The 11,599-nt window shown below is 60.8% G+C and carries 10 protein-coding genes; 5 read left to right on the forward strand and 5 right to left on the reverse strand.

Annotated features, from left to right (window positions below; all coding sequences use genetic code 11):
- Nucleotides 1–108 precede the first annotated feature (108 nt).
- A complete protein-coding gene (locus ACETII_RS06805; RefSeq protein WP_472787551.1) occupies nt 109–1,692 on the forward strand; it encodes a sugar transferase in 1,584 nt (527 codons plus the stop codon).
- Here the strand turns inward: ACETII_RS06805 and ACETII_RS06810 are convergent.
- Nucleotides 1,650–2,336 (reverse strand): methyltransferase family protein, encoded by a 687-nt coding sequence (locus ACETII_RS06810; RefSeq protein ID WP_472787552.1) that lies wholly within the window; start codon nt 2,334–2,336, stop codon nt 1,650–1,652. The genes ACETII_RS06805 and ACETII_RS06810 overlap by 43 nt on opposite strands.
- Before the next feature lie 109 nt (nt 2,337–2,445).
- Between ACETII_RS06810 and ACETII_RS06815 the strand changes: the two genes are divergently transcribed.
- On the forward strand, nt 2,446–3,351 hold the full coding sequence (locus ACETII_RS06815) for a tyrosine-protein phosphatase (protein WP_472787553.1): 906 nt from the start codon (nt 2,446–2,448) through the stop codon (nt 3,349–3,351).
- Nucleotides 3,352–3,364: 13 nt separating this feature from the next.
- Here ACETII_RS06815 and ACETII_RS06820 read toward each other — a convergent pair whose 3' ends face one another.
- The 4 genes from ACETII_RS06820 to ACETII_RS06835 form a co-directional block, all read right to left on the reverse strand.
- A complete protein-coding gene (locus tag ACETII_RS06820) occupies nt 3,365–4,660 on the reverse strand; it encodes a hypothetical protein (RefSeq protein ID WP_472787554.1) in 1,296 nt (431 codons plus the stop codon).
- Nucleotides 4,661–4,669: 9 nt separating this feature from the next.
- The gene (locus tag ACETII_RS06825) at nt 4,670–5,302 is read right to left on the reverse strand and encodes a hypothetical protein (RefSeq protein WP_472787555.1); all 633 of its coding nucleotides are present in this window, start codon (nt 5,300–5,302) and stop codon (nt 4,670–4,672) included.
- A complete protein-coding gene (locus ACETII_RS06830; RefSeq protein ID WP_472787556.1) occupies nt 5,280–7,496 on the reverse strand; it encodes a GumC family protein in 2,217 nt (738 codons plus the stop codon). The genes ACETII_RS06825 and ACETII_RS06830 overlap by 23 nt, the downstream gene beginning before the upstream one ends.
- 80 nt (nt 7,497–7,576) lie before the next feature.
- Nucleotides 7,577–8,353 carry a polysaccharide biosynthesis/export family protein gene (locus ACETII_RS06835; protein WP_472787557.1) on the reverse strand — a complete coding sequence of 259 codons (777 nt, stop codon included), beginning with the start codon at nt 8,351–8,353 and terminating at the stop codon, nt 7,577–7,579.
- 354 nt (nt 8,354–8,707) lie between these two features.
- Between ACETII_RS06835 and ACETII_RS06840 the strand changes: the two genes are divergently transcribed.
- The 3 genes from ACETII_RS06840 to nusG all read left to right on the forward strand — a co-directional run bounded on the left by ACETII_RS06840 (nt 8,708) and on the right by nusG (nt 11,575).
- Nucleotides 8,708–9,217 (forward strand): hypothetical protein, encoded by a 510-nt coding sequence (locus tag ACETII_RS06840; protein ID WP_472787558.1) that lies wholly within the window; start codon nt 8,708–8,710, stop codon nt 9,215–9,217.
- Between the two features lie 49 nt (nt 9,218–9,266).
- Nucleotides 9,267–10,676, forward strand: a complete 1,410-nt coding sequence (locus ACETII_RS06845; RefSeq protein WP_472787559.1) for an O-antigen ligase family protein — start codon at nt 9,267–9,269, stop codon at nt 10,674–10,676.
- A 332-nt stretch (nt 10,677–11,008) separates the two neighbouring features.
- Entirely contained in the window at nt 11,009–11,575 is a 567-nt protein-coding gene (nusG, locus tag ACETII_RS06850) for a transcription termination/antitermination protein NusG (protein WP_472787560.1), read from the forward strand.
- Nucleotides 11,576–11,599: the final 24 nt, after the last annotated feature.

An 11,599-nucleotide genomic window follows, 5' to 3' on the forward strand; every position in this document is an offset into this window, starting at 1 on the left:
TTTGTACTTAAGCTTGGCAATAAGAGCCCCAACAATTCATATTGCCCGCTCTCAATTGCTTGATTACAATCGATGTCCTTACTTGGAAGATTAGGGAAGCTTTAATATATGCGATTGGCTTCGCCTACATCCCGGGACCGCTATCGCTTGCGGCTCGAGCCGCTGGACGTCGTTTGGGCGATAGCGGCGCCATTCGTTGCGCTTGCGCTGAGAGATCCGACGCTCCTCGCCGTCGGCGGAGCGGCAGGCGTCGTTCCACAAACCTATCAATATGCAATCATCGCCATCGTTCTGTCGCTGTGCAGCTTTCTGTTTTTCCGCATCAGCGACGGGATAAGCCGTTTCTTCTCCATTCGCGACGCCGCCAATCTCTGCGCCGCGGTCGCCTGCGCGGTCGCTTTGAGCAGCGTCGCCGCTTTCATGCTCACGCGACTGGAGGGCGTTCCGCGCTCGACGCCCCTGATTCACGGGCTCGTCCTCGTGACGGGGCTCGTCGCGACGCGGCTCATCGCCCGCACGATGTTCCAGGATCATGCGCATCGCCCGTCGGCCTCGACGTCGCAGGCGTCAGACTATCGGCGCGTCCTGATCGTCGGCGTCGATCATTTCGCCGCCGCGGCGATCCGGCTGATCGATTGTCAGCGGCCGAGAACGACGATCGTCGTCGCGGCGCTGGATGGACGCCCGTCCATCATGGGACGCAAGATCAGCGGCGTGAAAGTCGTCGGCAATGCGGCGGACATCGACGAAATCATTCAGGAATATCTCGTCCACGGCGTCGCGATCGACGAGGTGTGGGTCTCGGATTCGGCGCCCCTGGCGAGCGATCTCGCCGACTATGTGGCGGCCCGCTGTCGCGCACGAAGCCTGCCGTTGCTGCGCCTTTCGGAAGCGTTGAATCTTCAGCCGCAGGCGGCCCCCACGCCCGTTTATGACGTGGAGGAGATGAGCGACGTCGGCGAGTATTTCGAGATCAAGCGCATCATCGATGTCATCGGCGCGAGCGCCTTGCTCGCGGCTCTGCTCCCGATCACCGCCGTCGTCGCCGCCTTGACCTATTACGACGTGGGCGCGCCGATGCTGTTCTGGCAGCAACGCGTCGGCAGGCACGGGCGGAAGTTTCTGCTCTACAAGTTCCGCACCTACCATGCGCCCTTCGACAGAACGGGACGCCGCATTCCGGAAGAGCAGCGTCTTTCCAGAATCGGCCGCTTGGTCAGGGCGACCCGCCTCGACGAAATCCCTCAGCTTTACAGCGTACTCGTAGGAGACATGTCTCTCATCGGGCCGCGTCCGCTCTTGCCGCACGACCAACCGAAAGACCCCCGCACGCGTCTTCTCGTCCGGCCGGGGATTACCGGCTGGGCGCAGATCAACGGCGGCACGGCAATCGGGCCCGAGGAGAAGGACGCGCTCGACATCTGGTATATCCGCCACGCGTCGTTCATGCTGGACATGCGCATCGTCTTCAGCACCCTCATGGTCGCCTTGATGGGCGAAAAACAGAACCACATCGCCGTCCGGCACGCGATGCGATGGCGCCAGTCGAGCTTTGCGCCTTCAAGCGTTGAAGGATCGGGGACCGGCGCCGCTGAGACGCCCCACGGCGCCGTCCTGGACCTCGAGCGAAGCGTTACTGAAAGAGGCGCTCAATATACGCCTGGGATGAGTCGCGCCGTGCGCCGCGCATAGGCCTTGTAATCGGGGAAGGCCTCGGAGAGGACCTCTTCCTCATAATGGATGCGGGCAATCTGGGAGCCGATCGCGACCATCAGCGCCACGACCGCCCAAGGCGGCGCGAGTTCAAACGCCTTGCTCGCGATGATCACAAACTCGGCCAGATAGAGCGGATGTCGAATCGACCGGTAGGGCCCGTTGGTCACGAGGCCGCGCGCCTGCGGCAGAATGCTGAACGATCGCCCCAACCAAAACAGCACATAGATGGAAGCGGCCGTTCCGAGCAGACCCAGCGCAGACAGGACGGCGAGCGCCGACTGTGAAAGCGTTGCTCGAGGCAGAACGAGAACCAGAAAAGGGGTCAGGCAGCCGATGACTCCCGCCGATACCGGCCCCGCCCCCTTCGCCTTTTTTATCGGCGGTTTTCGTATGATAAACAGCGCAATCGCCACCATCAAAAAAACGACCGTCGCGATCTGAAGAGAAATCTGCGCCGTCCCCGCCTTTGCCCCGAACAGCTCCAGGGCGCGCAGCGACGATCCAACGGCGCCGACGGCGAACCAGAGGATAATCGGACTGGCCATCGCCAGGTCATGGAGCTTTTCCCGGGTCACTTTCGTCGCCTCGCATTGCGGATGAACGGTATAGGCATGTAACACGCTCGATGCCTGAGATAAAAAGACCAAGACAAAAGTCGTCGCGCCTTATAAAGGCCAAATCGACCCGGCATTATTCAAGTGCGTTATTTTATCATTGAAGAAGACCACTGTGATCGACCTCCACTCTCATATCCTGCCGGGCATCGACGACGGCGCCGCCGACCTCAATCTTTCGCTCGAAATGGCGCGCATCGCCGCCTCACAAGGCGTAATCGTGCAGGCCTGCACGCCGCACATCTTCCCGGGGGTTTACGACAATACCGGCCCGCAGATCGTCGAGGCGGTCGCCGCGCTCCAGCGTGAACTCGATAACGCTGGCATCGACCTCACGCTCGTCGCTGGCGCAGACGCGCATATGACGCCCAACATGATCGCCGGTCTGCGCAGCGGGAACATTCCGTCCCTCGCAGGCACCAGATATGTTCTTGTCGAGCCGCCGCATCACGTCGCGCCTCCCCGAATAGACGCCTTCTTTTTCGATCTGCTCGCTGCTGGCTATGTCCCCGTGCTCACGCACCCCGAGCGGCTGCGATGGATCGAGGCGCAGTATGAGACGTTTGTGCGCCTCGCGCGCGCCGGCGTTTGGATGCAAATCACATCCGGATCGCTCACCGGCGCTTTCGGCAGCACGCCGAAATATTGGGCGGAGCGGATGCTCGATGAAGGGCTGGTGCACATCCTCGCGTCGGACGCGCATGGCGTGCGGCGGCGGGGACCCGATCTCGCCGCCGGCCGCGCCGCCGCGGAGAAATGGGTCGGCGCCGAGGAAGCCGAGCAGCTGGTCTATTTGCGGCCTTATGCAATTCTCGAGAACGCCGACCCGTCGCAGGCGGCGCCGCCGCCCGGCGCGCTCAATCCGGGAAGTTACGCGGCCTCCTACGAGAACCGGCGCCGCCCCGGCCGGGCCGCCGATCGTCGCCAGGGCGGGGTGACCGCCTTCGGCGCGAAAGTGCTTACCGCCATCCCCGGCCTGAAAACGGTTTTCGCAAATCAGAAACGACCCGGCGGCAATTGAACGCCGGGCGTTCTCAGTTCGGCGTGATGGAAAGGTCGTCGAACCAAATCTCGCCCGAGAGAATTTCCTCGGACGGCGAACGCGCCGCAAGGCCCAAGCGCAAGACTTGCGCCGCGCAGCCCTTGTCGGGCACTGCGAAGACGAATTCGAAGCGCCGCCAATCCTCAGCCAAACCAAGAAACCTCTGGCTTTGTCCCAACACGGGCCCATCCATGCAGGAGACCGCCCACTCCACGCCCCGCGGCCCTTCGAGATCGCCCTTGTAGGAGCCCCGGACCCGATAGCGCCCCGGGGTCAACATGGTCAATTGTGAGACCCCCGGAAACTCGGCTCTCCCCGAATTGAAGCCAACCACGAGCGCGCGATCCGTCTCGTTTTCTGATTTGGCCGCGTAATCGACGGTCACATTCGTTCCCACAGGCGCTTGCCAGTCGAAGGGCGAGCCGGTCGGCGCCTCCTCAAATCGCCCGTTGAACAAGAACCCCGCGTCCTCCAGCTTTTCCGGCGGCAGGAACTGAAGCCAGACATAGTAAGCGAGAGGATAAAGCTTCTTCTGGTAGAGAATCCATTGAAAGGCGTTGAGTTCGTCCGGACTGGCCGGCGCCGCGGTTTCTCTCAGGTTCAAAAACAGCTCCAGGGGGACGGCGACGTCGGAAAGATATTTGTAAATCTCGCTGAAAAAGACGCCCCGCCATGGCGGGTTTCCGGTCAGGAGCTTGATGACTTCCTGGCCGCCGGCTCCCTTGCTTTCCAGCATGCGGGCGAAAACGGGCAAAACATATTCCGCAGAAACCGACCCTGATCGCAACAAGACGTCCGCGTAATAGGCGGAAGCCTGGAAGTTCTTGTTTTCGAGCGCCTTGCCCATGAGCCAAAAAGCCGCATAACCATCGTGAAGCGAATGCCGTGCGGCGGCCACCATTGCGGCGCTGGCCAATTTCTTCGCCCCCTGCATCTCGGCGATCTGCGCCAGCAGCCGATAATTTCGAGCCCGGAGCGGATCGAGCGCGATAGCCCGCTCGACGTCTGACTTCAGCTCGTCGAGCTCTCGCGGCGAGAGTTTTGACTTTGTCGCCTCGCTTTGCTTCAGCGTTGGGTCGATCGCCTTGTCTGCGACCCTGGAAAGCGCGGTTGGTTCGCTGGCGTTCAAACGCAGCGCCCATTGCGGCTCGCTCCAGGCAAGATAGGCGGCGACGCTATTGCGCACGATGAGCCAGCAAAGAACGAGGCCCAGCGCCCCATAACAGAGAATGGGAGCGATAGCCCCAGAGGAGCCCTGCCTTTGCCCAAGCCGATCTCGGTCAAACATGAACATGCGCTAGAATTTCAGTTTGATGGCGAAGGCGATGATCCGACTGATGAGGTTGCGGCGTTTGCGCCGGACGCCAATACGCGTCCGTCCGTGCAGAACGGAAGCTTTTGCCGAGGACCCGCGCTTCGATTTCTGCGCGCCCCAACCGCGCGCCTTCCTGTCGTCGCCGGAGGCCTGCGGCGAAAGATGCGCGTCGAGCGACTGGTCATAGGCGGCGCGCCGGTCCGGCGTTTTGATATTGTTCCAAGCCTGAGTGATTTTTACGAGATAGGCCTTCGCCGTGAAGCCGTCCCGCTCTTCCGCATGAATCCATTTGCAAAGATAAACGAAATGCTGTCGCAGCTGCTGTGACGGGGTCTCTCTCGATCCTCCGAGCGTGCGATAGCTGTCGCCTCCCGGAGCGAGCATGATCTGCTCAATGAAAAACCCCGCCGCTTCCATGATTTGCTGCGGACTCCGCTGAAGTCTTGTCGCGACAGCGGCCGCCGCGCCGCCGTCGACCGCAACGCTCAGCAGAAGGTCCATGCCTTCCGGCAGAGCCGCCTTGCGCAGTTGACGACGGAACGGCGGAAGGGACGTCAAGGACAGCGCCGCCCTGATCGCCGCGAGTTCGTCGTCATGCGGCGGCAGAGCCGTCATCCGCCGATTCCTTGTCAGAGCCCGCGTCTATGTCTCTCGATTCGATCTTGTCAGGTTCAGCGCCGTATCCGTACCCGTATCCGTAGCCGTAACCATAGCCGTAATCTCCGCCGAAGCCGGTTTTCCGCGGATCGTATTTTGTCACGATCATGCCGATCGGAGTTACGCGAGACCGTTTCAGTCTCTTGATGGCGTTCCGGATCAATCCAATGCGTCCCTGTCCGGCGGCGACGATGAACAGGGTGGCTTTTGCAATATTGCCGAGCACCAGAGCGTCCGCCATTCCCATCACGGGCGGGGCGTCGATGATGACCATATCGAACACTTCGCCGCTCGAAGAAACGAGGGAAGCGAAGCGAGCGCCGTTCAGCAATTCAACCGGATTCGGCGGCGTCGGCCCCGCGGAGAGAATGTGAATATTGGTGTATTCGAGCTCGCGGATGGCTTCGCCCAGATCGCAGTTGTGAGTGAGATAGGTGCTCAGGCCGATGCTGTTGTCGATCTGCGCCTTTTCATGAAGGGCAGGTTTGCGCAAATCTGCGTCGATGACGAGAACCCGCACGCCCAATGCGGCAAATCTATTCGCGAGACCGAAGGCGACGCTGGATTTCCCCTCGCCTGGGGTCGAGCTTGTAATAACGAGCGTTTTCGGCGCCCCCGCCTCGGTCGAAAACTGAAGCGACGTGCAGGCGGATCTGAACGCCTCGGAGATCGCGGATCGCGCGTCGGCCGACTCCTCTTCGAACGACCTGCCCGACGGCGGCTTCGGAATGATCCCGTGCAACGTGAGGCCGCAAGCCCTCTCCGCCTCCGCCGGATCGTGGACAACGTCGTCGAAGTGCTCCAGAGCGAAAGCCCCGCCGACCCCGATCACGAGCCCCAGGCCCAGGGCGATCGCCATCACAAAAGGTCGGTTGGGCGAGCTCGGCGAGGATGGAATCTGAGCTCTTTCGACGATGAAGACGTTGTTTGTGCCGATGCCGCTGGCGACGTCCACTTCCTTGTATCGCTGCAACAGATTTTCATAGAGCGAACGCGTCGAATCCACTTCCCTCTTCAGGATGTTGTACTGAATGCTCCGCTTCTGAAGATCGAGCGTGTCCTGCCGCAGCTTTTCGATTCGCTCCTTCATCTGGTTTTCTTGGCTCAAAGAGCCCTCATAGGCGGCCTTCAGCGATGATTTTACCGTTTTGACCTCGACGCCGAGCTGATGCTCCAGCTCTTTGATTTTGCTGCTCAGCTGCACCATCTCGGGATAATTGGCGCGAAACGTCTGCGACTTTTCTTGATATTCGGCGACGAGCTGCCCGCGCCTGGATCGCAAGTCTTCAATCGCCTTGTTGGTCAAGAGCTGCGGCAAGTCGATGCCCGTGGCGCTCTCCGCCTGACGCCACAACTGCTCATTCTTGATGCGTTCGGCGATGATCTGGCCCAGCGCCGTGTTTGCGGCAGAGAGGCTGTTTTCGGCAACCGAAGCCTTGTCGGACGTGCCGACGATCTGCTCCTTCTCGGCGAAGGCGATCATGGCCTTTTCGGCCTCTTCGAGCCGAAGCTTGAGCTGCTTGAGCTGGTCCTCCAAGAAGGACTTCGCGTAGGCGTTGGCCTGGAACCTCTTATCCAGATTGGCGGCGACGTAACCGTCGCCGTAAGCGTTCGCCACCTTTTGCGCCCGCGAAGGGTCGGCGTCCGTATAGCTGATGTCGACCAGGCGGGTTCCCGGTATCGGCTTGACCGAGACGCCGCGCAGCACGGTCCCCCCCGCCGCATGATCGCGCTCCGACCGATCGCTGGGGCTGTCGCCCTTGGCGCTGGATTCACGGTCCAGGCGCAGGCGGGACGCGACGCGCTCCGCAAGATTGCGCCCCTTCAGCAGCTCCAGCTCCGTGTTCAGATAATCCTCTGAATAATCTATCTCGCCCGGCGCCCTGTTTTTGTCGGAGAGAATATTCGTCGCGCTCTTATCGATCTGAACCCTGATGGTCGCCGTGTAGAGCGGCTTTTGCAGCAAAATCCACAGCAACCCGAGAGCGAGGCATATTGCCGCCGCGACGCCGATCAGTCGCTTCCTCTTGAGGAGCACTCTGACGATCTCGCGAAGATCGAGATCAGAGCTTTCTCCCTGCGCTTCTCCAAAATAGCCGCCCATGTCAGGATAAACGTAGCCGCCCGGCCATTTGGCGGAGCTCTGGGTCATCGGCCCTCGGTTTTGGGGCTCAACCTGAACAGGCAGTTCTCTCTCGGTCATCTACTTATTCCTCACGCGATCGCCTGCCATCAGATGAAAGGCACCGCATAGCCCGCGACCGGTAGTACTTTCAGCACGAGATTCAGACTGGTCTTGGCAGTGGAGTCCTCGACGACGATGACGTCGCCGGGCTGAACAGGCGGATCCTCGGCCGTGCCGCTTCTTATGCCGCTGAGATCGTAGCGGATCATCGTGCGGGAGCCGCCTGCGGTCCGGAAAATCACCACGCTGTCGGAAGACGTCGCTCGGTCCACGCCGCCCGCCTTTGCGATCGCCTGTTCGAGCGTATCGTTTCCCTTCAACGAAAACACGCCGGGATTCTTGACGGCTCCTTCGAGCGTCACCCGCTGGCTGTTGTATTCTTTGACGACCACGGTGACCTGTGGCGAGCGCATATAGCCGGCGTCGAGACGCTTTTGAATCTCCTTCTCGAGCGCCGAGGGACTTTTTCCGGCCGCCGGCGTTGCTCCAATCAACGGCAGATTGATATTCCCATCGTCCGCCACGGGAACCGTCCGCGAGAGATCGGGCGCTTTGAAGACAGTAATGTCAAGCACATCCTGCGGGCCGATCAAATAGCTGGCGCTGCCCGGCGTTGTCGTGGAGATGTATTTGCCCGCCACCTTGGCCGCAGCCGCATCGGGAGACGACGCCGGCTGCTGCTGCTGCTGTGCGTCGAACCCCGTCCCGTCGCCCGGCACGCCGTTGCATCCACTCGTCACTATCGCGGAAAGGCTCAGGAAAACCATTACTTGGAAGGTTTTGGCGCAATACAGAAAGTAACGCTGATGCACCCGATCGCCCATGGACCACCTTAATAATCAAAAGCTACGCCAAGTGCGCAGCCGCCACTCCTTGGCCTGATCAACTCCTTTATCGCACAAGCGGCCAAAAGCGAACTTTTTTCCTCGATACGCATATATACGAGGTCGTCGCACGCGACGCTTTCCAAAAATTAACGAACAGAGGCTCTATTACTGTTGCCTTTCGGCAACGTGTAAATAAAAACCCAAGTCCAAATTACTGCCAAGCTTGCGAGCTCAGATGGGCTGCAGTACTTCGGAACATGTTCCGCATAGGGCGGAAGATTTGCACCGAGCTCGGTAAGGCGGGAGCTGACCCTGCCGAATGCGTAGGCGAACGCCTAAAGGAGCGCGTTGATGAAGACTCTGAAAATTCTTATTGTTAGCCTGTTTGCCGCGACTGCGGCGCAAGCAGCCACCCTCAACGACATCAAGGGCGATGTCCGCGTCAGCCATGGCGAAGGATTTACGGCCGTGAAGAGCTCGGCGGAAGTCGGCCCGGGCGACAAGATCAAGGTCGGACAGAAGGCCGGCGTCAAACTCGTCTATTCCGACGGCTGCAGCATCAGCATCCCCGCCGGCGCGTTGGCGACGGTCGCAAAGCAGTCCCCGTGTTCGTTCCGGGCGCAACTCATCAGCCAGGGTCAGAACCCGGATCAGGTGTGCCAAGGCTCGCTCGACCCGCTCTGCTGCAGCGTCGACGCCAATCCCGGGGCGTGCTGGTGGCTCCCGGCCGGCTTCATCGGCGTCGGCGGCGGCATTGCAGCCGCTCTGGCTTCCCAACAGAGCTCCTCGAGCTCGTTCATTCCGCCGATCGTGAACCCGCCGCTGCCCTCGACTGTCACCGGTCAAAACACCGCCCAATGACGCCTTTCGGCGTTTGCCGCCGCTCGGTTTTTGAACTGGGCGGCGGCTGATGTTTTTCTACGTTACGGCGGCAGGGTTTCTCGCGAGCCTGCTGTTAGGCGGCGCGACGCAGCATGGCTCCCTCTCGGACGCCATCCTTCAGATCGTCTCTGTCCCTTTTATGCTCGTGGCGATCTGGCGGCTAGGCGGCGTCCCGAAATCGACGCCGCTTCGCTGGAGCATTGCATTTTGCGCGGCGATCGTCGCCTTGCCGCTCCTTCAACTTGCGCCCCTCCCGCCGATTTTGTGGACCCATCTGCCGGGGCGGAATGCATTGACGTCCGCCTACGCGCTGCTGGGCGACCCCCTCGCATGGGCGCCAATCAGCTTGGCGCGCGACGCGACCTGGTTGTCGGCGCTTTCCTTACTGCCGCCGCTTGCTCTGTTCCTTGCGGTCGTGACTCTCAACTGGCGCGATCGACGGCGACTAAGTCTCGTCCTCGCCGCCTTCGCTGTCGTCAGCGGGCTCATCGGCCTGATGCAAAAAGCCCAGGGCTCCGACAGCGTTTTCCGGTTCTACGCATCTGTCGACGCCACGCAGCCGTTAGGGTTTTTTCCCAATCAAAACCTTCTCGCGGCTCTGCTTTATTGTGGAGCTATGACCACGACCGCGTGGATGCTCGCATCGCTGAATCCGCGGCGCTCGAACCGCCGCTCGCAAAACCGCCAGACAATGGCCATAGCAGTCGGTTCGGGCCTCGCGCTCCTGACCCTGATTTCCGTCGAGATCGTGACCCGATCCCGCGCCGGCGTCTTCCTCATGTTCGTCGGATTATGCGTGCTCCTCGCCGTTGCTTTCTTCCGCAGTTCTGAAGGCGGGCTCGGCGAGGATGACATCGATGAGGCGCAGTGGCGCTTGGGCCGGCCCGCCATCGGCGGGATCATTGCTCTCGTCGGCGCAGCCCTCCTCTTCGTTGGATGGTCTTCGCTGGGGGCGCTGCTCGATCGCCTTGCACGCGACCCGCTCGGAGACGAGCGGCCCGTTTTCGCGAGAGTCACTTTTCTGGCCGCTGAGGCCTTTCTGCCGGCGGGGAGCGGGCTCGGCTCGTTTATCCCAACCTATCAAATGTTTGAAAAGCCAAAAGATCTCTTTGTCATAAGCTACGCCAATCATGCGCATAACGATCTTCTCGAGCTTGCGCTGGAAACCGGAATCGGCGGGCTGTTACTGGTATGCGTTTTCCTTGCCTGGCTGATCATCCGCGCTCGCAGGGCCCTGATGGATGAGCGCCGCCCCGTGACGGCCGATACGTATCTTGTCGAGGCGTCCATCGTCACCATTCTGCTTCTGCTCATTCACTCTCTCGTGGATTATCCGCTACGCACCAGCGCCCTGGCGTCGGTTTTCGCCTTTTCATGCGCCTTGTTGATCGAGCCGCCGGCGGCGGCTCTCCCGCGACGTGCAGATCGACGCAGATAATTCAAAGACCCGGTTTCCAAGCCTGCATGGCGTCGAACGCGCCCCTCAACGCTTAAGGGGCGCCGGCATGGCGCAGCTGGATATTCGTATGCTCGTGTAGAAAGCTTGGCGCGTCGCCTGCGCACGCCGCCCCCGAATAGTCGCAATCAGCCATGAGGAGTTACTCCGCAACAACGGGACTGGGAACTTAACTATGTGATTCAGACCCCTTTTCTCGTTCCTGCGCCGGGCATCCGCCGCGACCCTTTTTTTCTTGGCAAGCTCTGCGCTTGTTCCTAAAAGGATTTGCGGTACCGTTGACGATGAGGCTCGCAAATTGAGAGGAGTCCTAGGTGAAAGGCGGTCGCGGCTCGTCCGAGCCCCTAAGCGAAGGGCAGAGCGCCCTGTCCTCCCCACTTGCTGCATCCGAACGATGGTATGTCGCTCGCTCGCTGCCGCGGCAGGAAGTCAAAGCGATGAACAATCTTCGTCGGCAAGGATTCCAGACGTTCTTGCCGCTTCTGCCAAAAACCGTGCGCCACGCGCGAAAACTGCGTAGCGTTCTCAGCCCCGTTTTTCCCGGTTATTTATTTGTTATTCTAGATTTGGACAGAGATCGTTGGCGCGCGGTCAATAGCACGATTGGCGTCGCCTCGCTGATCATGGCGTTGGAGCGGCCGGAGCCGGTTCCGGCCGGCGTCGTTGAACAGCTTATCGATCGTACTGGCGCCGGCGGCGTGACGCGTTTCGATCTTGATCTCGAGGAAGGGCGATCCGTTCGCCTTCTCTCCGGACCGTTCGCCAATGCGATCGGTTGCCTTGAGCGACTCGACGCAAACGGCCGGGTGAAAGTCTTGCTCGACATCATGGGCGGCAAAGTGTCCGCCTATGTCGACCGATCCGCTGTCGACGCGGCGTAACGCACGCCGCCCGTCCGCGGGAGG

The sequence above is a fragment of the Methylocystis sp. NC52PC genome (assembly GCF_055698645.1).

Excerpts from the sequence above, each read along its gene's own strand:
- ACETII_RS06805 (WP_472787551.1), top strand. The coding sequence starts at position 109 with ATGCGATTGGCTTCGCCTACATCCCGGGACCGCTATCGCTTGCGGCTC.
- ACETII_RS06820 (WP_472787554.1), bottom strand. The coding sequence starts at position 4,660 with ATGTTTGACCGAGATCGGCTTGGGCAAAGGCAGGGCTCCTCTGGGGCT.
- ACETII_RS06825 (WP_472787555.1), bottom strand. The coding sequence starts at position 5,302 with ATGACGGCTCTGCCGCCGCATGACGACGAACTCGCGGCGATCAGGGCG.
- ACETII_RS06830 (WP_472787556.1), bottom strand. The coding sequence starts at position 7,496 with ATGACCCAGAGCTCCGCCAAATGGCCGGGCGGCTACGTTTATCCTGAC.
- ACETII_RS06835 (WP_472787557.1), bottom strand. The coding sequence starts at position 8,353 with ATGGGCGATCGGGTGCATCAGCGTTACTTTCTGTATTGCGCCAAAACC.
- ACETII_RS06840 (WP_472787558.1), top strand. The coding sequence starts at position 8,708 with ATGAAGACTCTGAAAATTCTTATTGTTAGCCTGTTTGCCGCGACTGCG.
- ACETII_RS06845 (WP_472787559.1), top strand. The coding sequence starts at position 9,267 with ATGTTTTTCTACGTTACGGCGGCAGGGTTTCTCGCGAGCCTGCTGTTA.